Origin of the sequence: Asticcacaulis endophyticus, assembly GCF_014652575.1 — a bacterium.
Classification (GTDB): Bacteria; Pseudomonadota; Alphaproteobacteria; order Caulobacterales; family Caulobacteraceae; genus Asticcacaulis; species Asticcacaulis endophyticus.
The window spans coordinates 499,911-525,248 of the sequence record NZ_BMZB01000001.1 but is presented as its reverse complement, the minus strand read 5'-3'; the positions used below and the strand labels follow the sequence as shown (position 1 = coordinate 525,248).

Annotated in this window: 24 protein-coding genes; 15 read left to right on the top strand and 9 right to left on the bottom strand. The window is 58.0% G+C overall.

Going from position 1 to position 25,338, the window contains the following annotated elements:
• Positions 1 to 7 precede the first annotated feature (7 nt).
• From IE102_RS02450 to mdh, 3 genes are all read right to left on the bottom strand, one after another.
• Positions 8 to 469, bottom strand: a complete 462-nt coding sequence (locus IE102_RS02450) for a GyrI-like domain-containing protein (protein ID WP_189484784.1) — start codon at positions 467 to 469, stop codon at positions 8 to 10.
• 75 nt (positions 470 to 544) lie between these two features.
• Positions 545 to 1,105: a GNAT family N-acetyltransferase gene (locus tag IE102_RS02445; protein WP_189484783.1), complete on the bottom strand. Its 561-nt coding sequence runs from the start codon at positions 1,103 to 1,105 to the stop codon at positions 545 to 547.
• A 115-nt stretch (positions 1,106 to 1,220) separates the two neighbouring features.
• On the bottom strand, positions 1,221 to 2,183 hold the full coding sequence (gene mdh / locus IE102_RS02440) for a malate dehydrogenase (RefSeq protein ID WP_189484782.1): 963 nt from the start codon (positions 2,181 to 2,183) through the stop codon (positions 1,221 to 1,223).
• Between the two features lie 150 nt (positions 2,184 to 2,333).
• Between mdh and IE102_RS02435 the strand changes: the two genes are divergently transcribed.
• Entirely contained in the window at positions 2,334 to 2,801 is a 468-nt protein-coding gene (locus IE102_RS02435; RefSeq protein ID WP_189484781.1) for an HIT domain-containing protein, read from the top strand.
• On the opposite strand, the gene IE102_RS02430 is transcribed toward IE102_RS02435, so the two are convergent.
• Positions 2,796 to 4,103, bottom strand: coding sequence for a hypothetical protein (locus IE102_RS02430; RefSeq protein WP_189484780.1), 1,308 nt, complete (start codon positions 4,101 to 4,103; stop codon positions 2,796 to 2,798). The two genes, IE102_RS02435 and IE102_RS02430, sit on opposite strands and share 6 nt — an antisense overlap.
• Before the next feature lie 372 nt (positions 4,104 to 4,475).
• Between IE102_RS02430 and sdhC the strand changes: the two genes are divergently transcribed.
• From sdhC to creD, 7 genes are all read left to right on the top strand, one after another.
• Positions 4,476 to 4,910 (top strand): succinate dehydrogenase, cytochrome b556 subunit, encoded by a 435-nt coding sequence (gene sdhC / locus IE102_RS02425; protein ID WP_189484779.1) that lies wholly within the window; start codon positions 4,476 to 4,478, stop codon positions 4,908 to 4,910.
• Positions 4,910 to 5,284, top strand: coding sequence for a succinate dehydrogenase, hydrophobic membrane anchor protein (sdhD, locus tag IE102_RS02420; protein ID WP_189484778.1), 375 nt, complete (start codon positions 4,910 to 4,912; stop codon positions 5,282 to 5,284). Before sdhC ends, sdhD begins: the two co-directional genes overlap by 1 nt.
• A 3-nt stretch (positions 5,285 to 5,287) precedes the next feature.
• A complete protein-coding gene (gene sdhA, locus IE102_RS02415; protein WP_189484777.1) occupies positions 5,288 to 7,072 on the top strand; it encodes a succinate dehydrogenase flavoprotein subunit in 1,785 nt (594 codons plus the stop codon).
• Between the two features lie 15 nt (positions 7,073 to 7,087).
• Positions 7,088 to 7,861, top strand: a complete 774-nt coding sequence (locus tag IE102_RS02410; RefSeq protein WP_189484776.1) for a succinate dehydrogenase iron-sulfur subunit — start codon at positions 7,088 to 7,090, stop codon at positions 7,859 to 7,861.
• Between the two features lie 152 nt (positions 7,862 to 8,013).
• The gene (locus tag IE102_RS02405; protein ID WP_189484775.1) at positions 8,014 to 8,334 is read left to right on the top strand and encodes a 2Fe-2S iron-sulfur cluster-binding protein; all 321 of its coding nucleotides are present in this window, start codon (positions 8,014 to 8,016) and stop codon (positions 8,332 to 8,334) included.
• Between the two features lie 99 nt (positions 8,335 to 8,433).
• Entirely contained in the window at positions 8,434 to 9,555 is a 1,122-nt protein-coding gene (locus tag IE102_RS02400; RefSeq protein ID WP_189484774.1) for an HPP family protein, read from the top strand.
• 106 nt (positions 9,556 to 9,661) lie between these two features.
• Entirely contained in the window at positions 9,662 to 11,122 is a 1,461-nt protein-coding gene (gene creD, locus IE102_RS02395; protein ID WP_189484773.1) for a cell envelope integrity protein CreD, read from the top strand.
• A gap of 35 nt (positions 11,123 to 11,157) precedes the next feature.
• Here creD and IE102_RS02390 read toward each other — a convergent pair whose 3' ends face one another.
• Positions 11,158 to 13,563 (bottom strand): PAS domain-containing sensor histidine kinase, encoded by a 2,406-nt coding sequence (locus IE102_RS02390; RefSeq protein ID WP_189484772.1) that lies wholly within the window; start codon positions 13,561 to 13,563, stop codon positions 11,158 to 11,160.
• A 175-nt stretch (positions 13,564 to 13,738) separates the two neighbouring features.
• Here IE102_RS02390 and IE102_RS02385 point away from each other — a divergent pair, with 175 nt between their 5' ends.
• Positions 13,739 to 14,356 (top strand): hypothetical protein, encoded by a 618-nt coding sequence (locus IE102_RS02385; protein WP_189484771.1) that lies wholly within the window; start codon positions 13,739 to 13,741, stop codon positions 14,354 to 14,356.
• Here the strand turns inward: IE102_RS02385 and IE102_RS02380 are convergent, their stop codons facing one another.
• Positions 14,357 to 14,917 (bottom strand): ActR/PrrA/RegA family redox response regulator transcription factor, encoded by a 561-nt coding sequence (locus tag IE102_RS02380; protein WP_189484770.1) that lies wholly within the window; start codon positions 14,915 to 14,917, stop codon positions 14,357 to 14,359.
• A 1-nt stretch (position 14,918) separates the two neighbouring features.
• Positions 14,919 to 16,292: an ActS/PrrB/RegB family redox-sensitive histidine kinase gene (locus tag IE102_RS02375; protein ID WP_189484769.1), complete on the bottom strand. Its 1,374-nt coding sequence runs from the start codon at positions 16,290 to 16,292 to the stop codon at positions 14,919 to 14,921.
• A gap of 43 nt (positions 16,293 to 16,335) precedes the next feature.
• Here IE102_RS02375 and IE102_RS02370 point away from each other — a divergent pair, with 43 nt between their 5' ends.
• From IE102_RS02370 to IE102_RS02360, 3 genes are all read left to right on the top strand, one after another.
• The gene (locus IE102_RS02370) at positions 16,336 to 16,944 is read left to right on the top strand and encodes an SCO family protein (RefSeq protein ID WP_189484768.1); all 609 of its coding nucleotides are present in this window, start codon (positions 16,336 to 16,338) and stop codon (positions 16,942 to 16,944) included.
• 154 nt (positions 16,945 to 17,098) lie between these two features.
• A complete protein-coding gene (locus IE102_RS02365; protein WP_189484767.1) occupies positions 17,099 to 18,349 on the top strand; it encodes a polyhydroxyalkanoate depolymerase in 1,251 nt (416 codons plus the stop codon).
• 114 nt (positions 18,350 to 18,463) lie between these two features.
• Complete coding sequence (locus IE102_RS02360; RefSeq protein WP_229807529.1) at positions 18,464 to 19,153, top strand: M48 family metallopeptidase; 690 nt, start codon at positions 18,464 to 18,466, stop codon at positions 19,151 to 19,153.
• Positions 19,154 to 19,156: 3 nt separating this feature from the next.
• Here the strand turns inward: IE102_RS02360 and IE102_RS02355 are convergent, their stop codons facing one another.
• Positions 19,157 to 21,148, bottom strand: a complete 1,992-nt coding sequence (locus IE102_RS02355; protein WP_189484765.1) for a transglycosylase domain-containing protein — start codon at positions 21,146 to 21,148, stop codon at positions 19,157 to 19,159.
• Positions 21,149 to 21,313: 165 nt separating this feature from the next.
• On the opposite strand from IE102_RS02355, the gene IE102_RS02350 reads away from it, so the two are divergent.
• The 3 genes from IE102_RS02350 (at position 21,314) to IE102_RS02340 (ending at position 24,326) form a co-directional block, all read left to right on the top strand.
• Positions 21,314 to 22,888: a RecQ family ATP-dependent DNA helicase gene (locus tag IE102_RS02350; RefSeq protein WP_189484764.1), complete on the top strand. Its 1,575-nt coding sequence runs from the start codon at positions 21,314 to 21,316 to the stop codon at positions 22,886 to 22,888.
• Positions 22,889 to 23,010: 122 nt separating this feature from the next.
• Positions 23,011 to 23,766 carry a vWA domain-containing protein gene (locus tag IE102_RS02345; RefSeq protein WP_189484763.1) on the top strand — a complete coding sequence of 252 codons (756 nt, stop codon included), beginning with the start codon at positions 23,011 to 23,013 and terminating at the stop codon, positions 23,764 to 23,766.
• A gap of 68 nt (positions 23,767 to 23,834) precedes the next feature.
• The gene (locus IE102_RS02340) at positions 23,835 to 24,326 is read left to right on the top strand and encodes a hypothetical protein (protein WP_189484762.1); all 492 of its coding nucleotides are present in this window, start codon (positions 23,835 to 23,837) and stop codon (positions 24,324 to 24,326) included.
• Here IE102_RS02340 and IE102_RS02335 read toward each other — a convergent pair.
• Positions 24,323 to 25,240, bottom strand: coding sequence for a tyrosine recombinase XerC (locus IE102_RS02335; protein ID WP_189484761.1), 918 nt, complete (start codon positions 25,238 to 25,240; stop codon positions 24,323 to 24,325). The genes IE102_RS02340 and IE102_RS02335 overlap by 4 nt on opposite strands.
• Between the last annotated feature and the right edge of the window lie 98 nt (positions 25,241 to 25,338).

Below are 25,338 nucleotides of genomic sequence, written 5' to 3'. Positions count from 1 at the left end.
TGCGATTTTATTTTACCGGACGGTTAAATTCTGTGCGCCATTTAGAGCTGTCGTCACCGGTTTCCGGTCCGGCCTGATAAACTTCCCACAAGTCGCCAACAGGTTCATAGCCATTATCGGCCAGCCATTGATCGAGCTTCCCCCACGCCTCAGCCAGACCTTCATAGGGGCCGTGGTAAACCGTGCGCACGACCTTGGCGGCGGGAAGGTGCGACGGGATAACCCGGCCATTCGGGGCGATCAGTTCCGCCACCGGCACACCAACTTCGAAATCGAATACATCCGGCGACATGGTGAGGTGATAGGCAAACAGGGCGTCCTGCGGGATAATCCCCTCGGCACCAACAACGCCCATGACTTCCTGAATGGCAGGGCCCATAACCACCTGAATCTGATCGCGCGGTATGGTCAGGTGAATAACCGCGGTCGGCTGACGCTGAGTTTGGACAATGACGGGGGTGTCGATCATGGGGCGCTCCTGTTTTGGTCTTTTACTTTGACGCGCATTGGTGCGCCGGTGATCAAACTCCGTCAATAAGGAAAGCTATTGGCTTTTCCGTTGCTTCCATTCGTCGCGCGTCTGGCCCCAGATATTGACGGGCTCATTAGCGTAAGGGTCGGGCAGTTTTCCCGGCCCATGATCATAGGAGCCCAGCGCCTTGGCCAGATTGGCAGAGGCGTGGTTTTCAGGCGCAATCGTGTGGACAACGTGATCCCAGCCCAGCACATCGAACACATAGTCGATGCAGGCGGTCGCCGCCTCTTTGGCGTACCCCTTGCCCTGCGCTGACGACAGTATGCCCCAGCCGACTTCGCGGTCGGGCCAGCCGTGCGGATAGAGCGGCCCGATCCGACCGATCCATTGGCCGGATGATTTTTCAATCACGCTGAACATGTGAAACCCATCAAGCGCCCATGCGCCTGCAAGGACGCGCATGATGCGCCAGACCAGGGCCGGTGACACGGCTCCGCCGATAAATTTCATAGCGTCTGCGTCGGCATGAAAGGCGCAAAAAGCTTCGAAGTCCTCAACCACGGGCGGGCGCAGGATCAGGCGCTCAGTCTCAATCGTCGGGCCAAGCGGTGAAGTCAGGGGCAGGGTCATTAGGGTTTCCAAAACAGCAGAGGCCAAAACCTTTCGGTTTTGGCCTCTTAAAGCAAATCAATATGCCCACTCAAAATGTATTTGCGTGTAACGCAAAACTTTTGAGTGATCTTATTTAGGCAAGCGACGGATCGATTTCCTTACAGGCGGCAATCAGGCCCTGAACGCTTTCGACCGACTTCTTGAACATGGCTTTCTCGTCCTCGTTGGTCGAGAATTCGATGACCTTTTCAACGCCGTCCTTACCGATAACCGCAGGCACGCCGACATAAAGACCCGACAGGCCGTATTCGCCGTTCAGGAAAGCTGCGACCGGCAGGACGCGCTTTTTATCGGACAGGTAGGACTTGGCCATGGCAATACCGGATTCCGCCGGGGCATAGAACGCCGAGCCGGTCTTGAGCAGGGCGACGATTTCGCCGCCACCGCCACGAGTACGCTTTACGATCGCGTCCAGTTCGTCCTGGGTCAGGAAACCCTGAGCGACCAGTTCCGGCAGAGGCAGACCGCCAACGGTAGAATGGCGCACCATCGGCACCATGTCATCGCCGTGACCACCCAGGGTCCAGGCGTGGATGTCTTCGACCGAAATGCCGGTCTTTTCAGCCAGGAAGTAAGCAAAGCGTGCCGAATCCAGAACGCCAGCCATGCCGACGACCTTTTCGACCGGCAGACCCGAAAACTTTTGCAGCGCCCATACCATGGCGTCCAGCGGGTTGGTGATGCAGATCACGAAGGCATTCGGGGCATATTTCTTGATGCCTTCACCGACAGCCTTCATGACCTTGAGGTTGATACCCAGCAGATCATCGCGGCTCATACCGGGCTTGCGCGGCACACCGGCGGTGACGATACAGACGTCAGCATCAGCAATGTCGGCATAGTCATTGGCGCCTTTGAGGGCGACATCCGAACCAAACACGGCGGTCGCTTCAGCAATATCGAGCGCCTTGCCCTGCGGCACGCCTTCGGTAATGTCGAACAGGACAACATCACCCAGTTCTTCGCGGGCCGCGATGTGGGCCAGCGTCCCACCGATCATACCCGAACCAATCAAAGCAATCTTAGCGCGCGCCATGGGAACTCCTCTTTGCAGTGCGTCATTGGATTATCGCGATGCCTTAATCCTCTTAAGACCCTTTCGCAAGTCTTTGATACGCGGTCGGCTTTATAGTGATGCAAAAGGACGACAAATCTGGCACAGACGGGCATAAAAGGAGCCATGCCAATGACCGCCCCCGAAACCATCATTACGCCCTGCCTTGATTGTGAATACCGGCTTGATGATGGATTTATTCTGGATGCGCGCATCGAAGCGTCATCTGCGTTCATCGCGCATCTCAATCTCTGTCAGATGCGCCTGCAAAACGACGGGCGCTTTCCGTGGCTGGTGCTGGTGCCGACGATTGCAGATTTCAGGGAACTGACCGAACTGTCCGATCCGCAAATTCTGGATATGATGAGCGACATCAGGAAGGCTGAAAAACTGCTGCGCGCTGCCGCGGGTCACTTGGGGTTTGAGATTGAAAAACTGAATATCGCCAACCTCGGCAATATCGTCGCGCAGCTGCATATCCACGTCATTGGCCGCAACAGCTCAGACCCCGCCTGGCCGGGGCCGGTATGGGGCTTTGGTCAGAGCGAAGCTTACGCGAACACAGCCGATTTGATTGCGGCTTTACGCAAAGCCTTATGATGCCTGATCCGGCATCATAATGACCGGGGTCGCGTGACCACTGCCATCGGTCAGGGTGCCGCGCCAGCGTCCGTCTTCGCTTTTTTGTAACTTAAGGTGCGAAGGCATGCGCGCCCCTCTTTCCATATAACTGAGCGACAGTTCATTGCTTTCGCTTAAGGAAGCGTCGGACACAAGCCCTGAGCGGTTAAGCCCAAACCCGCCCGACAAGGCCCGCCAGGCGCCATCAACCTGCCCGCCGGTTTTGCCGCGCAGTTCAAGCGACAATAGCCGTTGCCCGTCTTGTCCGGATACCAGCCATGACCCTTCGAGACTGCCCATCTGCCCGACCTTGGAGCCAAAGGCGCGGGCAATGCCCGCATCATATTGCAGTTCGCGGCCTGATTTCGGGCCTTCGTAGTCGCGGTTATAGGCCTCGACCTTGACGGCCTTGGCGGCGGTGGTTGGCAGGCCCGCCGGGGGCAGGACGGCCTTGGGCTGAGCCATGACCGGGGCGATATTGGAGGCCACCGGAGCGCTGAGGGTTGCAGGCGGGGTGACGGCATCGGGTGTTTTGGCGGTCAGCACCGGCGTCGAAGCGACCGTTGTGGCTGGGGGGATCACGGGCTCAGGTTTAATGATCGGGGCGGCGGGCGGCACGACCGATGCGGTGACTGTGACGGGCACAGGGGTGGGTGCCGGTTGCGGAGGGGTAGCTTCAGCCTTGGCGGCCTCGGCGATCACTTCGGGCGGTAATATATCGGCCAGAGGATTAAGTGGCGAGGTCTGGGTTTCGATGGCCTCAGCGGGCGGGGACACGGGTGGCGTAAAAGGTGCCGGGGCGACGAAGGCGGCAATCGATTGTGCAGGCTGTGACGCCGGAGTCACCGACTGAGTGCCCGACTGAGTGCCCGACTGAGTAACTGGCGGAGTCTGAGGTGTTGCGGCCTGTACGGCAGGGGGCGTAATTAACGGTGCTGGTGTAGCCGCCTTAACTACCTGCGTCATCTGCGGCTTGGCCCGCTGAGCGGCGATCGCTTTCTTATCCGGCATGACCCACGGGGTCTTTGCGGTTTCAACCGGCTTTGCTTTCGTGGCCTCGGTCTTTGGTGCTGCTTTTTTGGCGCTCGATTTTTTGGATGAGGTTTTCTTGGTCTCGGCTTTCTTCTTTGCCGCCTTCTGGGCTTCGGCCTTTTTGGACGAAGTTTGCAGTTTTTGCGCGGCGGACGCAGATGCATCTGCGCGCGTCAAAACCTCAGTGGCCAGGTCAGCGGATGGCGAGGCCGAAAGCGCCAGAGACAGATAGAAAATAGCCTGCAACACGGTGTTTACTCATCACTGAAAGTTAACAGATGACGCCGCAAATCAGGGGCGGCGAGGGCGGTCGAGCTTCGGCAACTAAACTTGATAATAATTATCAAAATCAATTGCTTGAATCTGCGGCGTTTGGCCACGGCTTTTAGAATTGGTTAAAGCCCATTCATCTAAAAGATGATTAAAGACCGATAAATTTGTCAATCCAAGGGCCTTGATCGCACATTTCGTCAATAAATATAGAAATCCGGCAAAAAACCGCTTTGCAGGCTTAAGCGTATCATTGACAGATGACTTGCAAGGTCTAAAACACCGCCAAAAGTTCCACGCCGAATTGTCATACATTTCGGATAGATTTTCCTGCGACTCTAAGGCCATACCATGACGCAGCCGCCCAATGCTCCTAAAGCCGTTTACCGGCCGCTTTCCCCTCACTTGCAAGTCTGGCGCTTCCACATCACCATGTTGACCTCGATCCTGCACCGGGCAACCGGGCTGGCGCTGGTGGTGGGGGCGGTGCTGGTGGCCGCGTGGCTGGTGGCGATTGGCCTGACGGCGTCGGGCTGCTTCCCGCAAGCCTACACGGTCTTTTTGTCGTTTGCCGCATCGCCGTTTGGTCTGTTCATCTGGTTCGGGTTGTCGCTGGCGGGGTTCATTCACCTGACCGGTGGCATCAGGCACCTGATCTGGGACATGGGGCTGGGCTTTGAGCTTAAGTCAGCCAATGCCTTATCGTGGTGGGGGTTGATACTGGGGATTGCGCTCACGGTCGGGTTCTGGGCGGTTCTGTTAGCGACGGGCAAGGTGGTGCTGTAATGGTCGATTCATATCTGCGTGAACGGTCTTCAAAGGACTGGAAGAAATCAGAAAAGCATGGGGCTGCGGAATGGCTGGCGGAGCGCTGGACATCGATCGCCCTGATCGTGCTGACCGGCTGGTCGCTATGGAGCGCGTACGGCCTGATGGGGCAGGGCTATGACGCCGCGCTGGCATTCCTGAGAGTGCCTTTGAATGCGGGCCTGATGGCGCTCACCTTTGTGATCACCGTTTGGCACACCTATATGGGTCTTAACGCCAACGTGCTCGATTACTTCCCTAATTCCCGTCTGATCAAGCTGGTCAGTTTTATCTTTTGCCTGCTTTTGCTGATCGCAGCATTGGGCGGCCTGTTTCTCGCTTTTAAGGTCTAATCCATGACGTACAAGATCATTGAACACGAATATGACGTGGTGGTCGTGGGTGCCGGTGGTGCGGGTCTTCGGGCCGCTTTGGGTGCCGGTCAGGCGGGCCTTAAGACCGCCTGTATCACCAAGGTGTTCCCGACCCGCTCGCACACGGTTGCCGCCCAGGGCGGTGTCGCCGCTTCGCTTGGCAATATGGGTGAAGACAAGTGGGAATGGCACATGTACGACACCGTTAAGGGGTCGGACTGGCTGGGCGATCAGGACGCCATTGAATACCTTGTGCGTAACGCGCCCAAGGCGGTTTACGAACTGGAACACTGGGGCGTGCCGTTCTCACGCACCGAAGACGGCAAGATCTATCAGCGTCCGTTCGGCGGCATGACCAAGAACTTCGGCGAAGGCCCGGTGCAGCGCACCTGCGCGGCCGCTGACCGTACCGGCCACGCCATGCTGCATACCCTCTATGGTCAGTCCCTGCGCGAAGATGTTGAGTTCTTCATCGAATATTTTGCGCTTGATCTGATCATGGATGACGGTGTGTGCCGCGGTGTGACCTGCCTTAAGCTTGATGACGGCACGATCCATGTCTTCCGCGCCCATCTGGTGATACTGGCGACCGGCGGTTATGGCCGCGCCTATTTCTCGGCCACCTCGGCTCATACCTGCACCGGTGATGGCAATGCGATGGTGCTGCGCGCGGGTCTGCCGCTGCAGGATCTTGAGTTCGTGCAGTTCCACCCGACCGGCATCTATGGCTCCGGCTGTCTGATTACCGAAGGCGCGCGTGGCGAAGGCGGTTACCTGACCAACTCGGCCGGTGAGCGCTTCATGGAACGCTACGCGCCGTCGGCCAAGGATCTGGCCTCACGCGATGTCGTGTCGCGCTCGATGACCATGGAAATCCGCGAAGGCCGCGGCGTTGGCCCCAACAAGGATCACATCTTCCTGCATCTGGATCACCTGCCGCCTGACCTGCTGCATAAGCGTTTGCCGGGCATTTCAGAGTCGGCCAAGATTTTTGCTGGCGTTGATGTCACCAAGGAACCGATTCCGGTCATCCCGACCGTCCACTATAATATGGGCGGTATTCCGACCAACTATCATGGCGAAGTGCTGAATAAGGTGAACGGCGACCCTGACTCGGTGGTGCCGGGCCTGATGGCCGTGGGCGAAGCGGCTTGCGTGTCGGTGCATGGGGCCAACCGTCTGGGTTCCAACTCGCTGATCGACCTTGTGGTGTTCGGCCGGGCCTGCGGCCTGCGCGCCAAGGAAGTCGTAAAGCCCGGCGTGGCTCACAAAGATATCGGTAAGTCGGCTGTCGATGCCCATCTGGCTCGTCTTGAGAAATTCCGTACCGCGTCAGGCTCGACCCCGGTCGCTGATCTGCGCCTTAAGATGCAGCGAGCTATGCAGGAAGATGCCGCCGTGTTCCGTACCGGCGTAACCCTGCAACAGGGTGTCAACCGGATGGCCGAAATCTATTCGGCCTCCAGCGATATCGGCATCAAGGATCGCGGCCTGATCTGGAACACCGACCTGATCGAAGCGCTCGAATACGACAACCTGATCGGTCAGGCGGTGGTGACGGTGGGTTCGGCCCTGAACCGTCAGGAATCGCGCGGCGCCCACGCCCGTGAAGACTTCCCGAACCGCAATGACGACGAATGGATGAAGCACACCCTGGCGTGGCTCGATCTGTCGTCAGGTAAAGTCAATATCGATTACCGTCCGGTCCATACCTACACCATGACCAATGACATCGCTTATATCGCGCCCAAGGCGCGGGTTTATTAAGGGGATTGCAAGACTATGGTTGAATTAACCCTCCCCAAGCGTTCGCAGATCAAGACCGGTAAGCGCTATAAGGCTCCGTCCGGTGCCAAGAATGTCCGCGTCTATAAGATCTATCGTTTCGATCCGGAAACCGGTGAGAACCCGCGCTGGGATAAGTACGAAGTCGATTCCAAGGCCCACGGGCCGATGCTGCTCGACAGCCTCATTTACATCAAGAACAACGTCGACTCGACCCTGTCGTTCCGTCGCTCCTGCCGGGAAGGCATCTGCGGATCGTGCGCCATGAACATCGGCGGCCGCAACACACTGGCCTGCACCAAGGGCCATGATGAGTTTTCCGGTGAGATAACCATCGCCCCTCTGCCGCACATGCCGGTGGTCAAGGATCTGGTGCCGGACTTGTCGGGATTCTATGCGCAGTACGCTTCGGTCGAGCCCTATCTGCAATCGACGACGCCTGATCCTGAAAAAGAGCGCCTGCAAACGCCGGCCTCGCGCGATAAACTGGATGGCCTTTATGAGTGCATTCTGTGCGCGTGCTGTTCGACTTCGTGCCCATCCTACTGGTGGAATCAGGACAAGTATCTGGGCCCTGCGGCGCTTTTGCAGGCCTATCGCTGGATCGCCGATTCGCGTGACGATAAGACCAAGCAACGTCTGGAATCGCTCGAAGACCCGTTCAAGCTTTACCGCTGCCACACCATCATGAACTGCGCTCAGGTTTGCCCCAAGGGTCTTAATCCTGCCAAGGCGATTGCTGAGATCAAGAAGATGATGCCAGCGAAGTAAAGCTCACGAAAAAGTTTGGCCTAAGAGGCCAATACATTTTTCGTGTAATATAGTTCAATGCCAAATCCGGCGAAGGGCCGCCCCGAGCCGGATTTGACGTTATGGCTCCGTGAAAAAGTACACTGAGCGCAGCGAAGGACTTTTTTACGAGTATGCCCAAAATTATCTACATTGAACAAAACGGCGAGCGCCACGAGATCGACGCCAAGGTCGGCAATACCGTCATGGAAGGCGCGATCAAGAACAACGTGCCGGGCATTGACGCTGACTGCGGCGGGGCCTGTGCGTGCGCGACCTGCCATGTCTATGTCGCCGAGGAATGGTTCGAAAAGGTTGGGAATCCGTCAGTGATGGAAGAGAGCATGCTCGATTTCGCGCAGGATGTTCGTCCGACCTCGCGCCTTAGCTGCCAGATCCGTATTACCGATGCTCTGGATGGTCTCACCGTCGAGTTACCGGAGTCGCAGCACTAAGAGCGATACGCCAAAAAGTGGGCACCGGTTTTTGGCAAAAGTATCGCGACAAATCAAAAACCAAGCTAGTGTTTCCGTAAAATAAAATACGGGGATTACATGGCTGTCTTTACTGCCCAGTGGTTTCAGGCGTTTTTGCCGAAGCCTTTAGCTGTCAATCATTCTACACGTCTGCGTAACGTCATCGGGGCTTTTATCGGCATCGGTTTGACGGCGCTCTTGTGCTACATGTGGGGTTTGCACAGCCATGCTGCCGTCTGGCTGATGGCCCCCATCGGAGCCTCGGCTGTGCTGGTGTTTGCCGTGCCGTCCTCGCCTCTGGCTCAGCCGTGGCCGGTCATTGGCGGCAATACGTTATCGGCCCTCTGTGGCATTGTGTGCGTTCACCTCATCCCCGATCCGGTACTGGCCGCCGCGGCCGGCGTGGCGCTGGCGATCGGAGTCATGTTCTATGCCCGCTGTCTGCATCCGCCGGGTGGGGCGGCTGCACTATTGGCGGTGTTAACTCAGGCTGACTGGTCGTGGGCGCTGTTTCCGGCGCTTACCAATTCAACCCTGCTGGTGCTGGTGGGCATTGCCTATAATAACCTGACGCGCCATTCCTATCCGCATATTGCCATAGCGCCCGCCGCTCAGACCACGGGCCTGAGCCGGTTCAGAGACAGCGATATCGACGCCGTTATGGCGCGTTTTAACGAAGTCATCGACATCAGCCGCGATGACCTGCGCGCCATTCTGCAACTGACTGAGCTTCAGGCCTATCGCCGTCAGATGGGCGATATGCTGTGCCGGGACATCATGACCGAAAATCCGGTGTCGGTAGTGTTTGGCACTGAACTGAACGAAGCCTGGGCCCTGATGAAAAAACACGACATCAAGGCCCTGCCGGTGCTCGATCCGCAGCGGCGGGTGCTGGGTATGGTCACCTTGGCCGACTTCATGCGCCATTCCGGGGCCGATCGTTTCGAGGATATCGGGGGTAGGCTTAAGGCGCTGGTGAAACGCACCGACAGTCCCTATTCCGACAAACCCGAAGTGGTGGGCCAAATCATGCAGACCGGCATCAAGACCGCGTTTGAGGCCGATCATGTGGTTGAGCTATCGCCGCTATTTTCCGAAAATGATCTGCGGTATGTGCCGGTACTGGATGCCACCCGGCGATTGGTGGGGATCATCACCCAGTCTGATCTGATGCGGGCTCTGTACCATCAGGCAGCTTAATTTGAACTGTGTTCATATTTATATTGAACGACGTTCAAAAATGATCTAATTTCTGCCCGTCCGGACGGCAAATTCGTGCCCGATGTCCGGTTCAGGAACGATATCCATGACGGAACCCCTCGTCACCCCAACCTCATCGCCGCCCCCGTTACCCAGAACAAAACCCCAGGCCATGCGCACCCGTGGCGGCAAACTGATTATTGTGTGCGTACTGGCCGTGCTTATGTCCATTCCGGCCTTTCTGGTGTTCGGCCTGTTGATGGAGCGCACCAACCGGGCCGATACCGTAGCCCGCGAAATTGGCGGCCTTATGGGCGGCCGTCAGGTGTTCATGGGGCCGGTGATCGCCGTACCCTATACGAACCCCGGAAAGGTCGCCATTGATGCCAAGGGCAACCGAACCGTTGGCGCGCCCGAATCCGGCACGTTGATCGTGTTCCCGACCACGGGTCAGGCCTCAGCCGCGACCAAAAGCGAAGTCCGTGCCCGCTCGATGTTCCGCGTGCCGGTCTATACGTCTGATATTGCCTTCAAAGCCCATTTTGATTTGACTAAGGTTCAGACCGCCATGCCCACGGCCACACTGAACTGGGCGGATGCGCAAGTCCTGTCAGGTGCTTCGGATAGTCGCGGTGCGCGCACCGATATCTTAGCCAGGGTCAATGGCGCGGCTTTGACACTGGCGCCCTCCGGCTATGGCCAGCAAGGCATGGCGGGCACCGGCGACGAAGGCGGCGGATTGATGGATCTGTTTTCAACGCCGGTGTCTGGTCTAACGCCGGATCAGCCGGTCGATGTTGCGCTCAATATGACCTTTACGGGTGCGGAAAAAATCGCCTTTCTGGCCTTTGCCAAGACCACCGAAGCCAAAATTACTGGCGACTGGAACTTCCCGTCCTTTGGGGGTGGCTTCCTGCCGGTGACCCGCAGCCTGCCGCGCAATCCGGCGGTCGCACCCTCGCAAGGTGAACAGGTGACCAAAAAAGGCTTTGCGGCGAGCTGGTCGGTGCCGTTTGTGGCGCGGGGTATGCCCGCCGCCGTCGACATCAGCCAGTTGTCTAACCTTGGCCGTTCGGAACTGTCGGTGACCTTCGTTGAGCCGACCAATCCCTATCAGTCGGTGGGCCGGTCGCTGAAATATGCGCTGCTGTTTATCGGTCTGGTGTTTCTGACCTACTTCCTGTTTGAAACCACCTCAAAGCGGGAACTGCATCCAGCGCAATATATTCTGGTAGGACTGGCGCAGATTACCTTTTACCTGCTTCTGCTGTCGCTGGCGGAGCGGATCGGGTTTGATGCTGCGTTTGCGGTGGCGGCCGGGGCGACAGTATTGCTGATTTCAGGCTATGCCGGTCTGATTTTCTCAAGCCTGTGGCGATTTATCGGCGCACTTGGGGCGTTCAGCCTGCTCTACGGCCTGATCTATATTCTGATGCGGATGGAAGATTATGCCCTGCTGGTCGGTGCCGTGTCGGCCTTCCTGGTCATTGCGATTGTCATGATCCTGACGCGCAACATTAACTGGTACGGACGTGAACCGTTCGGAAAGCCGATTGAAGAGGCTTAAAAACTAGGGCGCGGGTGTTAAAGCCCGCGCCTTTTTCACGCCACCCAGACGGTGTTATCATCACTGGAATCGACATCTATGGGTGTCTCATCCTGCGGAGCGATTTTGGGCTCTGGCAGTTCGATATCATTCTGATGGGGCAGGTGGATTGAGAAGGTTGCCCCTTCGGACGGCTCAGACTCTAAGGTGATCCATCCGCCGTGCAGTTCGGTCAGCGCCTTGACTAGCGCCAGCCCAAGCCCCGGCCCGCCGCGTTCTCTGCCGACATAGCGGTCGAAGATGTGGGCTTGTTTATCGTAGGGAATCCCACGGCCTTTGTGGCTGACCTCAAGACGCAGGGTGTCGCCGTCGCGGTCAGTTTTCAGCACAATCGCCGTATCCGCCGCCGCATTGCGCTGGGCATTATCAATCAGGTGATCCAGCATCTGACCCAGCCGGCGTGGATCGACGCGGATCACGGTATCATCGCTCAGACCCATATGCTCAAAGCGCAGATTGCGCGTGGCCAGCACACCGTCCAGCCGCAAAGACAGATCGTGCAGGATGGTGCCAAACGTCACGTCCGACAGGGAAATCTGCATTTCCCCGGCATCCATCTGCGCCATATCGAGCACGTCATCTATGGAGCGCGCCAGTTCACGTCCGGCGCTCTGGATGGCGGTCAGATAGTTCAGTTGTTTCTCATTCAGGCCCGCCGACTGCGAGGTCATCAGTTCGGAATAGCCAACGATGGTGGTCATCGGCGTGCGCAGTTCATAGGACACATTGGCCACAAATTCGCGTTTCAGCCGCACCGATTCATTGAGCGCCATGTCGCGGTCTTCGATGGCCTGCTCCAGGTTGCGGGTAGCAGTGATGTCGGCAAAGGCCACCAGCGTCGCGCCATCCGGCAGGGGCTGGGTGCGCCAGCGCGCCAGCCGACCGTCCGAAACACGGACCTCACCCATCTGCGGGGCGCGGGCAATCGGATCGGTATCGGTGACCCGCGCCTTAAGTTCGGCCCAGAAGCCTTTGTCATGAACCAGCGGCAGGCACAGTTCGGCCATGACAGAAAAATCCATCATGGTGACCATATCTTCGGCCGACAGGTTCCAGAAGGCATCAAAGGCGGCATTGCGCAACCGCAACCGTCCATCCGATCCGAACACACTGACGGCGTCCAGAAGCTGATCAAGGGTGGCGCGCTGCACCTGAATCAGAGAGTTGAACTGGGATTTGAGTTTCAGTTCGTCGGTTTTATCGACATAGAGGGTCAGCAGCCCCCCCAGCGGATGGGGCTGGCGCACGACCTTGAGTGAGCGTCCTCCCGGCAGGCTCCACATCTCATCGGGGGCGATATCCTTGAGGCCATAAAACTCAAGCTCCTGCGCCTTCCACTTGGCATAGTCGCCCATTTCGGGTAGGCGGCGTTTCTGACGTAGACGATCCAGCAATTCACCGTGGGTCGGCCGTTCCGCCAACCACGCCGGGTCAAGATCCCACAGGGTCTCGAACGCTCGGTTATGGAAGGTCAGGCGCTTTTCAGGTCCAAAAATGGCGACCGCGTCTTCGAGGCGATCAAGCGTTTCGTCGTGGGCCTTGGCGTGGCGTTTCAGCGCATCACGGCTTTCTTCGGCCTCGGTTACATCCAGCGCATAGGCGGCGAAATAGCCCTCGGACAGCGGCTCGACCGTCACAGAAAACGCCCGTCTCTGGCCATCAAGGGTCAGCCAGCGGAAGCCTTCGCGGTGACTGGCCGTGGCCACGGCTTCCTGCACCAGTGCATCCGCCGAGCGATCAAGGCTAAGGTCGCGTTCGCGGGCGTCGGCAAGGCTTTCCGCTTCAACGGCCTTCAACCAGGCGTTATTGGCCCACACAAGACGCCCGTCTTTGGAGACGATCCAGCACGGGGCGGGCAAATGCTCGGCCATCTGGGCGAACGGCCCTGACGACAGTGAGGTCTGCGCCCCGGCTATGGCCAGCCTGATCCAGGCGGTGGCACCCGACGGGCGGCCTTCGACGATCAGGGTCTTGCCCGCAACGCCCACGGCCTTTTCGGCAAATATTTCAAACCGGCAGGGCTTGCCTGTCTCGATCAAGGATTTCAGATCAGCTTCGGCCTGCGGGGAACTTTGGCTTAAGGCCTCTAAGACCTGCGGCGCGCAGTCGGTGATGTCGCCATCAGCATAGGACACACCGAGGGCCTCGGCGCAGGCTTTCAGGGTTTCATCACCCCACACCAGCCGCACCATGTCATCTTCGACCGCCAAAAACGCTTCATCGAAGGCCGAAGTCGCGGCATCCAGTTCCGACAGCATGGTCTGTTTCAGGCCAAGGTCGGCTTTGAGCGCATCCCGCTGCACCCCCAGAGTGCCGCGCTGCCGCCACGACAAAAAGGTCGTCGACAAAGCCAGAGCGAGTGATCCCCCGGCAACGGCTAAGGCTATGGCGGATACGTCCATGCGCTACATTCAGGCTTTTCAGGTTGTAAAACGAATCAGATGACTTGACATGATAAATCAAGTTGAATCTCCTGCCGCCAACAAAATAAGGCTGTGCTGAATTTAACCGGTATTCACCCTTTGGAAACCTGTGGCCGCGTTATAGAGTGGCAACGGTTTTGGATAGGTTCGGATCATGGCCAGCGTGCGCTACCCCATTGCCCTTCATGGCATCGATGTCCTCAATAGTTGGGCATCGAAGGGATTTGCGCGCGCGGCCCGTGAATCTGAAGCCATGGCCGAATCCGGCAAATCCGTACAATTTGTGTCGGAAGTCGTGGGGCCGAAATTTGAGACGGAAAGTGCCGCCCTTGATTATTACGGCGCGCAGTACCCCGAACTGCTTGAGGATGCGCGACCGGGATCGCGATTTACACCGGATGCGGCGGATGTGTTTGCACGCCTTATGTGCCGGGCTGAGCCGGTAAAATCAGCCAAGCGCACAACCCCCGCTATGACCGGCGGTCAGCGCTGGCCAGCCCCCGCAAAGCCGGTAAAGTCGGTGTGGCAACTCAGTGTGTCCTACTGGAAGATCATCCCAAAGCGTGTCGCCAAACCGGCGGCCAGTCTTGAGCCCTATGTGCAGGCGCGGGCCGTGCGTAAAAAGGCGCTGGGGCAGGCCCTGACACCGGAGGAAGTGCAGGCGTTGGCTGCGAATCCGCTCATGTCCTATCGCCCGCAAAAGGCGCTGGATATTGGCCTGTTTGAATTTATCCCGCCGGATAATCCAAATATTATCATTGCGGATGAATAGCTATTTGGGCGCGCGTTTGGCCAGAATCCGTTGCAGGGTCCGGCGGTGCATGTTGAGGCGCCGGGCCGTTTCCGACACGTTCTGGCCGCACAGGGTATAGACGCGCTGAATGTGTTCCCAGCGCACACGGTCGGCGGACATCGGGTTTTCCGGCGGGGCGGGGCTGTGATCCTCAATCGCCAGCAGAGCCTTGACGACATCGTCGGCATCGGCAGGTTTTGACAGATAATCAATCGCACCGGATTTGACGGCGGCGACGGCGGTGGCGATATTGCCATAGCCGGTCAGCATGATGGCGCGGGCATCCGGGCGCTTAGCATGTAAGGCTTCGACGGCTTTCAAACCATTGCCGTCCTCAAGGCGCATATCCATGACCCCGAACGCCGGAGGGCTGGCGGCAATAGCCGTCAGGGCCTCAGCCACGCTTTCAACGGCGGTGACCTGAAAGCCTCTCGCCTCCAGCGCGCGCGCCAGACGCTGACGGAACGGCGCGTCGTCATCGAGCAGGATCAGGGTCTTGTCCGCCAGATTGGCTATGGTTTCACTTACCGCATCGGCCATTTTATAGCTCCAGTCCTGAAATCTGCATCTGATCACGCCTCCACATCGCCTTGACGAAGGCCCCGCGATCAGGGCTTGCGCGGTTGCCGAAGCTGACCGCCGCGCCGGAATATTCGCACAGGGTCTTGGCAATGAAAAACCCTAACCCCATACCGCCGGGCTTATGACGCAGTTGCGCCTTAACGTCACTGTGGCGTGTTGACACATAGGGCTCACCCAGCCGGCCCAGGATCTCCGAAGAAAAGCCAGCCCCGTCGTCTTCGACGCTTAAGGCCACATGGGCATCGAAAATGTCGACCCTGATCCACACCTGAGTGGTGGCAAAATCGACGGCATTTTCGACAAAGGCCGACAGGGCATGCAGCCATTCCGGGCGGCGCTTGATGGTGATGGCGCTGCTGCTCCCGCCGTCCGTAGAAATATCGATATGGATGGTCTTGCCGAAGTGGCGGAAGGGTTCGGCGACCTCTTCCAGAAAGGCCCTAAGCGGCATCTGGTCATAGACCTCATCGACCGTTTCCGGCTGTTGCGACAGGGTTTTAAGAATGTCGCGGCAGCGCTTTGACTGCGACACCAGCAGGGCGGCGTCCTCATGGAGCGGGTCGTCCTTATCGAGCGCCAGCATCATTTCCTTAGCCACCACCTGAATAGTGCCCAGCGGCGTGCCCAGTTCATGGGCGGCGGCGGCGGCGAGACCCCCAAGGGCCGACAGGCGGTGCTCTTTTTCCATAACAGCGCGGGTGGCCTCCAGCGCCTGCTCCATGCGTTTGGCTTCCAGTGCGGCCTGCCAGGCATAGCCCGCCGTGAACACAATCCCGATCAGAAGGGCTGCCAGAAACCCGACCCGGTACATGGGCGGCAGATAAAGCGACTGACCCTCATGCCACGGCAGATCAAGCGACCAGAAAAACAGGCTGATGGAGGCCGCAAGTGCCACGCCTATGACCGCGATCCCCTGACGGGTCGGCAGGTTGGCGGCGGCGACCGTAGGCGGCGCGATCAGCATCAGGCAAAACGGGTTATTGAGCCCGCCGGTTACCCCTAAAAGCACCGCCAGTTGCAGGGTGTCAAAGCTTAACTGAACCGCCGCTTCCCAGTCCTTAAGTTGTGACCGCGACCGCCCGCCCAGCATCAACAGGGCATTGAGCCAGACGCTGGCGGCGATGATGGCCAGACACAGGCCGACATTGATTTCGTAGCCTAACCCGAACGCCACCAGCAAGACCATGCCGGTCTGACCGATGATGGCCAGCCAGCGCAGGAACACCAGCGTGCGCAGGCGCAGGTGATCGCGTCCGCCCAGAGGCGGTGCGGCGGTCAGATCCAACGTCTTGAAATCAAGACCGATCCGCTTAAAGGTTTGGCTAAAATCCATGAATGGCCTATTGAGGCGGAATTAATCAGAGGTGAGTAAATAGATGACGAAATCGCGCCTGACAATTATCCTTATTATTTTTGTGGGATTATTTGCACTCATTGGGTCGTACTGGTACACGACGCTTAAGGCGTCACCCGGTGGCGGATCGTCGCAGGTCGATCCGTCAGTTAAGGTCGGTGGTGATTTTACCATGACTGACCAGAATGGCCGTGTGGTCACGCAAGACATCCTCAAAGGTAAGTGGTCGGCGGTGTTCTTCGGCTTTACCTATTGCCCCGACATTTGCCCGCTGACCTTGCAGCACCTCAATGCCGTGCAAAAGGAGTTGGGCGATAAGGCCAAAGATTTCCAGATCGTGTTCGTCACCGTTGATCCTGAGCGCGACAGTCCGGCGGCGATGAAATCCTATATCGAAAGCCCCGGCTTTCCGGGCGGCGTCATTGGTCTTACCGGCACAGCGCAGCAGGTGGATGACATCGCCAAGGCTTACCGCGCCACCTATTCCAAATCGGGCGAGGGTGAGGATTACACTATGAACCACACGGCGGTCATCTATCTGATGAACCCCGAAGGCCAGTTCGTCTTACCCCTTGGGCGCGAAATATCCCCCAAAGACAGCGCTGACATGATACGCAAGGAAATGCGGTAGTTAGGCCAAAGACGCGACTTGAAATGCCGGTGCTTGAATGCTGCACCTGCTCATCACATCTTGGTTTGCGCCGCAGTAACCTATTGGCAGCTTTGCTGTGATAGGGTTTAGTGGAGTGTCGCCCCGCGGCAGGATAAACCAAGGTAGAGTTCAGATGCTGTATTCGCTTCATGAGTACGCCTATTATTCGGCCGCCCCCATGCGGGCGCTGGCGCAAATGACCCGTGATTTTTGGGGGTCAAAGGCTAATCCGGCCTCCGACACGGCGCTGGGCCGCACGCTTTATGCCTCGGCGGAGCTGTTTTCCAATGTCACCCGTCGCTATGGTAAGCCCGACTGGCGCATCGACAGCGTGACCATCAACGACACGCCGGTGCGCGTGCAGATTGTCGAAGATTGGTCAACACCGTGGGTCAGGCTGCTGCGCTTTCAGCGTGACAATGCCGATCTGCGTCGGGCAGGCGTTAAAAAAACCGCACCCGCCGTGCTGATCGTTGCCCCCTTGTCAGGCCACTACGCGACCCTTTTGCGCGGGACGGTGCAGGAATTCCTGCTCGATCACGATGTCTATATCACTGACTGGGTCAATGCCCGTCAGGTGCCGGTGCTGGAAGGCCGTTTTGATTTCTATAGCTACATGGACCATATCCAGCAGATGCTGGAGTTTATTGGCTCACGCATCCATGTGGTCGGGGTCTGCCAGCCGGGGCCGCCGGTTCTGGCTACGGCCTGCCTGATGGCTGAAGATAATCATCCGAATCGTCCGGCGTCGATGACCTTTATGGGCTCACCCATTGATGCGCGTTTCAACCCGACCGTGACCAATAATCTGGCCGAAGAGCGTCCGTTTGCCTGGTTCAAGTCAAACATGGTGCATAATGTGCCGCCGCCCTATCCGGGGGTTGGCCGCCGGGTCTATCCGGGCTTTGTGCAGCTCTACAGCTTCATGAGCATGAACGAAGAGCGGCACATGGATGCGCTCAAAAGCTATTTCAGCAATCTGGTCGAAGATGACGGCGACGGTGTCGAAAAGCACCTTGAGTTCTACGACGAATATCTGTCGGTGCTCGATCTGACCGAAGAGTTTTACCTGCAAACCATCGATCTGGTCTTCCAGAAACATGCCTTGCCCAAGGGCGAACTGGTTCACAATGGTCGTACCGTGAAGCCGCAAGCCATTACCGACATCGCCCTGATGACGGTTGAGGGCGAAAAGGACGATATTTCCGGCGTTGGTCAAACTCAGGCCGCGCACGAAATCTGTCCCAATATTCCCGCCGATATGAAAGAGCTTTATGTGCAGGCCGGGGCCGGGCATTACGGCGTGTTCAACGGGCGGCGTTTCCGCGAGAGCATCTATCCGAAAATCCGTGACTTCATTGCCAAGACGGATGCTAATCTTTAAGCCGCGCTTTTAATGCCGAAAACCGCTGACACTTTTCGGAAAGCGCTTTAAATTAGCTTCATGCTATGGAAGCGCGAATCGTCAGAATTTAAGGGCTTAGGGCACGGCGACGTCGTGACGTTGGACGACGTCTCGTTGCGTCTGAAGGTCAATGGCCGCGCCCGACGTATATCCCTGCGCATCGACAATAAATCCGGGGAAGCGATCTTGAGCGTGCCCCATGTACGTGAGATTACGCAGGCGATTGCCTTTGCGCGCACCCGCCTTGACTGGGTTCGCAAATTCAGCGCCAAAAAACCGAAAGTCGCCATGTTTGCGCCGGATATGGATATTCCTTACCGGGGCGGCACTCTGGCGCTTAAATCTTCGGGCAATATGGCCTCCGCCCGCTTTCTGAAAACCGATGAGGGGTTGGTACTTACCGCAGGCGGGCAGGACGATGCCTATGCCCGTCGCGTGGGCCGCTATCTGTCAAAGCAGGCGCTGGAGTTTGCCCAAACCTATACCGAAGACTATGCGCAAGGTCTGGGCTATAGCGGCGTGAAAGTGGCCATTTTCGACCCCAAGGGCCGGTGGGGATCATGCACTCCGTCGCGTCAGGCGATACGCTATTCGTGGCGGCTGATCATGGCGCCGGAGTCGGTGTTCGCCTATGTCTGCGCGCACGAAGTGGCCCACCTGAAACACCCACATCACCAGCCCCCGTTCTGGGCGGAGGTTGAGCGCATATTCGGCGACTATAAACCGGCGCGGCAATGGCTGAAAACCCACGGACACAGCCTGTTTGCCTATGGAGCCGGTTAGCGTTTACTGATTCCTTCTTTGGGCTTCTGAAAATATATCGTCCGCATCGGTCGGGGCTGGTTGCTGATCTTCTGGGTTTGGGATCGGCTCCATGGTCACCATCGGCGGTACGGCATTATCATTGGCCGCAGGGCTTGAGTTCAGCAATTCATCGACCGCCGCACTGGCGGCTTCATCCATTTCGCTGACCGGGCCGGTGGGGATGGCGCTGGTCTTGATGCGGGTCAGGGCCGAGGCCATAAAATCACGCCAGATCGCCGCGGGTGTGCCGCCACCGGTCACGCGCGCCATCGGGGTGTTGTTGTCGCGGCCGACCCAGACCGCGGTGGTGAAACCGCCAGTATAGCCGACGAACCAGGCATCGCGGTAGTCACTGGTCGTGCCGGTCTTACCGGCCAGATCATAGTTGCCAGGGATCTTGATGCCATTGCCGGTGCCGGAAATCACCACTTGGCGCATCATCTGGTTCATATAGGCCAGTGGTGGGTTGGCGATGACCTGAGTGCGGACATCTTCGCGGTACTGATAAAGAATTTTGCCCGACGTGGTGCGGATACGGATAATACCGTGGGGGGCGACCTTATAGCCGCCGTTGGAGAACGGCACATAGGCGCGCGCCATCTCAAGCGGTGTCAGACTGGCCGTGCCCAGTGCCATAGCCGGATCGGTATTAATCTTGGAATCGATCCCCAGACGGCGGGCCGTGCGGGCGACATTTTCGCGGCCAACATCATTGGCGACGCGGGCGGCCACGGTGTTGATCGACTGGGCCAGTGCGGTTTGCAGATCCATCGGGCCTAAAAATTTCTTGGTGTAGTTCTCCGGCGACCAGCCGCCGATTTCAAACGGCTCATCAACGACGGGTGTCAGCGGATTGTAACCGGCTTCCATGGCGGTCAGATAGACAAACGGCTTGAACGACGATCCGGCCTGACGGTGGGCTTCGATGGCGCGGTTGAACTGACTGTCGGCATAAGACACCCCCCCAATAAGAGCGCGCACCCGGCCTTCGCCATCAATGGCGACAAGGGCGGTTTGTTCGACCTTTTTCTTGGCGTCACGTTCCATGATGCGCTGAACGGCACGCTCGGCGTCAGTCTGGATGGCCAGATCGAGCGTGGTCTCGACGATCAGGTCTTCCTTAGCCGAGGCCGCAATCGGCTGGACTTCGCTGCTTAACCAGTCGATGAAATAGAGGGCGTGGGCGGTGGCCAGGGTCTTGGTGACTTTCAGCGGTTTCGACACGGCCTCGGCGCGTTGCTCCGGCGTAATCACACGGGCTTCGACCATTTCGTTGAGCACGATATTGGCACGGTTCTGGGCGCGTTCGCTATCGGATAGGGGTGAATAGCGCGACGGCCCCTTCATCATTCCGGCAAGCAAAGCCGACTCGGCAATGGTCAGTTCTTTGGCTGGTTTATTGAAATAGCGCTGCGAGGCGGCTTCGATACCGTAAGCCCCGGCCCCAAAATAGACGCGGTTGAGATAGAGCGCCAGAATTTCCTTTTTGGTGAATTTCAGCTCCAACTTCACCGCCATGATCAGTTCCTGAATCTTGCGCTTCATATTCTGATCAGACGACAGGAACAGGTTTCGGGCCAATTGCTGGGTTATGGTCGATCCGCCCGCCAGATTGCCACCCTTTTTGGTGGCATTGCGCATGGCGGCGCGCAGGATACCGACCGGATCGAAACCGGGATGGTGATAAAACCGGCGATCCTCAACCGCCAGAAACGCCGCGGGCACATAGGGCGGCAGTTCATCGAGATTGACCGGCGGTGCCGACTGCGACCCCTGCACGGCGATCAGGGCGCCGGAACGATCCAGATAGGTGATGGCGGGCTGTTTTTCGACCTTATCGATGTCATCAATCGACGGCAGGCCGAACGAAAACACCGCTATAAAGGCGGTGACAAAGATGATCGCCCACACCCCAAGCACTGTGGCCCAATAGATGAACGCCTTGAGTGGGGGTCGTTTAAATTGCAGGGCCATGCACGTCCTCTGGTCACCAAAAATCAGTATCTAGTTTCAGGGTTAATTTCGTCAAAATTATGCGCGCGTTTTAAAGCAGCGTCACGCCTGTTTTTTGAACTGTGAAAGGCCCCCCGAATAGGCTTATAGCTCATAGGATATATAGAATCACATGAAAAGTGCTTAATGAGTCAGGCCTTACGGCAATTACCAGACGCATCCGCGCCCGCTAATATGGCGGCGGCGGTAAAGTGCCTGCGTGATACCTTTGGCTATGAGCGTTTTCGTGGCCAGCAGGCCCCGGTCATTGAAGCGATTTTGCGCGGCGATGATGTGCTGGCCATCCTGCCGACCGGCGGCGGCAAGAGCCTGTGTTATCAGATCCCCGCCCTGATCCGTCCGGGGTTTGGTCTGGTGATTTCGCCGCTGATTGCCCTGATGAGCGATCAGGTGCAGGCGCTGGAAGCTAAGGGTGTGCGGGCCGCACGCATGGATTCGTCGCTGAATTCGGCTGAGCGCGCCCGCCTGTGGGACGCCGCCCGCGATGGCGATCTTGATCTGTTGTACCTGTCGCCCGAAGGGCTGGTGCAGCCCTATGTGCTCGACCGGCTGGCGCAGCTTGAGGTCAATCTGATTGCAATCGACGAAGCCCACTGCGTCTCTCAGTGGGGCCATGATTTCCGCCCGGAATACCGTGCCTTGGGGCAGCTCAAGGGGCTGTTTCCAAATGTCCCGACCCTGGCCCTGACCGCTACCGCCGATGCCCATACCCGTCAGGATATCAAGGCGGCTTTGCGCATTGCCCACGCGACTGAGGTTATTGGCAGTTTTGACCGGCCCAATCTGTCGTTGCGCTTCGTGCGCCGTAAGGGGCCGGTGATTAAACACATTCTTGAGGTACTCAAAAAGCAGCCTAAAGCGGGCGGCATCATCTATTCAGGGTCACGCGATGGCACCGAAAAGCTGGCGCGGCAACTCATCGATCAGGGCTACCGTGCCGAAGCCTATCATGCGGGCCTCTCCGCCGTTGAGCGCGAAGACCGGCTGACGCGGTTTTTAAGTGGCTATACCCCGATCATGGTGGCGACGATCGCGTTTGGCATGGGCATCGATAAGGCCGATGTCCGCTTTGTGATCCATGCCGATCCGCCGGCCTCATTAGAAGCCTACTGGCAGGAAGTCGGGCGGGCCGGACGCGACGGCAAACCGGCGGCGGGTGTGTGTTTCTACACCTCGACCGATCTCGGCTGGGCCCTGCGCCGTCAGAATTTGCGCGAAAAGGATGGCGCGCCCGCCCAAAGCCACACGCAGGAAAAGGCGCTCAGCTTTCACCGCTTCATGATGGAGCCCGGCTGCCGTCAGGACATGGTGCGGCAATATTTCGGCGAAGGGGCGGGTAAGCCGTGCGGCCATTGTGATAACTGCCTGTCGCGCACGAAGCCGGCTGATCTGACCGAGGCGGCTCAGATGCTGATGTCGGCGCTGTATCGCTTTAATGGCCCCCGTGGCCGTAAAAAGCTGATCGATCATGTGCTGGGCAAAGAGTCCGGCCCCAAGGATTTCAGCACGCGCATGAAAACCTTTGGCGTGGCCAAGGGCTATGATGCCGATGACCTGGCGCTGGTGCTGGATTACTGCGAAGCGCTCGGCATCGCGGCAGAAGAAATGTTCGACGGTAATAAGCCGATTGTGGGCCTAAAGGACGCGGATTTGCTCAAGCAATTGTTCCGCGGCGAAATCCGGGTCGAATTGCGCGCTTAAAGCCCCCGCCACAATCCCGACGTTAAAAGACAAATATCGCGCCATGATTGTGCCGTCTATGCGCCTTTATCCACGCGCAGCCTCAGTCTCAGGATCATCACGATCCGCACGGGGAATGAAAGATGCGCAAGCTGCTTTTGGCCGCTATGGCCCTCACTGTATCACTAAGCGTTGCGTCCAATGTCCAGGCTCAGATTGGTCATAAGCCTGCCGATCTCAATACCTATATTCTGCTCGACCGTACCGGGTCCATGTCGTCGATGTGGGCCGAGGCCCTCAGTTCGGTCAATGCCTATGCCGAAAATGTAGGCAAGTCCGATCCCTCAAAACCCTTTGACCGGCATTTGAACACGCGGGTCACTCTGGCGGTGTTTGATGCGCAGGACGGTCTGCAATTCAATGTTTTGCGCGATAAGGTCGCCCCGCTGAACTGGCAGGATGTCACCAATGCCGAGGCTTCGCCGCGCGGCATGACCCCGCTTTATGACGCGATCGGCCAGATCATCGCGACGGCCTCCAAGGATAATCCCAAAAAAGCCGTTATCGTCATCATGACCGACGGGCAGGAAAATGCCTCACGCGAAATGACCCAGAAAACGGCCAAGGCCGCACTCGATGCCGCCAAAAAGCGCGGCTGGGAAGTGGTGTTTCTGGGCGCTGATTTTTCAAACTTTTCGGATGCCAATGGCGTGGGGATTGAGCGCACCAAATCCATGGCCGTTGATAAATCAGCTTTGGGCGAGACCATGCAGCGGCTGGCCAAAAAGAGCCGTGACTATGGTGTGGCCGAGCCCGCCGCGCCTGCGCCAGTCACCTTCGATGCCGAAGACCGCGCCGCCGCCAAGGAAGAAGCCGTCAAACAAAAGCAGGGGCAGTAGCGCAAAATTCGGTTCTCAGTTTGCATCCCTCATGGCATAAGGCCGTGAGGGATATTTTCGGGGGTGTTATGCGCATTTTCAAAGGTATGGTGTTAACGGCGCTGCTGGCTTTGAGCGGTTGCGTCACCAATGATCCGGTGGGCTTAAATGACGCTGGTCGAAAAATTGCGATGGGCTATGTCGAAACGGCCCTGACCGGTCCCATGCTGGTGTTGCGTCAAAAGGCCGAGCAGGGTGGGCCTTATGCTGAACTAACCCTGGGGCTGGCGTTGATTAGCGGACGCGGCTCATCGGCTGAGCAATTGACCGGCATGGACTATGTTCGCAAAGCCTCATTAGCTTCCGTGTCGCGTAACCTCAGCATTTACCAGCCGCCGGTACGTCAGGGCTTATCGGGGTCAGTCCAAAATGTTCAGGTGCATGATCCGGTAATTGCGCGGGAAATATTATCTGCGGCGGTGGCGTGCGCGCAGGCTTTAGGCGCCAAGGCTTCGATTGCCGATGGTGGCGCGGTCTGTGGCGGCGAGGCGCAGTACCAACGCTTTCAGAGTCTAATTTAGCCCTTGGGATGGGCGGCCGCATAAGCATTCAGCAGGCGTTCCGTATCGACCTGAGTATATTTTTGGGTGGTCGATAGGGATGCGTGGCCCAGCAATTCCTGAATGGAGCGCAGATCGGCCCCAGACCCCAACAGGTGGGTGGCAAAGGAATGGCGCAGGGCATGGGGCGTGGCGCGCTCATTCAGCCCTAATCGGCCGCGCATATGGGCCATGCTGGTCTGTACCTGACGGGCGGACAGGTCTCCGCCACGTTTGGCGCGAAACAGCTTGTCTTCGGGTTTCAGACTAAACGGTTGCTGGGCTTTGTAGGCGTCAATGGCGGCGCGCACCTCATCCAGCACCGGCACAATGCGCATCTTGTTGCCCTTACCCATCATGCGCAGGGTATCGGACAGCGGCGTGTCCTTGACCGTCAGCGACAGCGCCTCAGAAATGCGCAGCCCGCAGCCATAGAGCAGCATAAACACCGCCCGGTCGCGCGCGGCTTCCCACGGCTCAAGGTCGTCGCGCATCAGCGTATCCTGCATCAGACCGATGGCCTGATCCTGATTGAGCGGGCGGGGCAATGTGGTTTTCAGGCGCGGCCCACGCATCAGAGCGACATGGGTGTTGGCGATCCCCAGATGCAGATCAAGATAGCTGTGGAACGATTTCACTGCCGACAGATGCTGGGCCAGTGACCGGGGCGACAGGGGCGGGTCTTTGCCACGCAAATGGGCCATCCAGCCGCGGATATCGGCGGATGTCAGTTCGGACAGATCAGTCAGATTGAGGTTATTGCCAATCGCTGCGCGCATATGCCCGAAATAGAGCGCGGTGGCGTGAGCATAGGCCTCTAAGGTTTTGGGCGCCACGCGCCGCTGGGCCTTGAGGTACAGTAACCACTGATGGCGGGCCTCATCGATTGCGATCATGCGCCATTTGTAGCCACAAAACAGTAAGTAATAATTAACTTTAAAATGTGGAAATTTTCGATGGGCGGCCCCAAGAAAATTTTCTCCGCATCGACCCG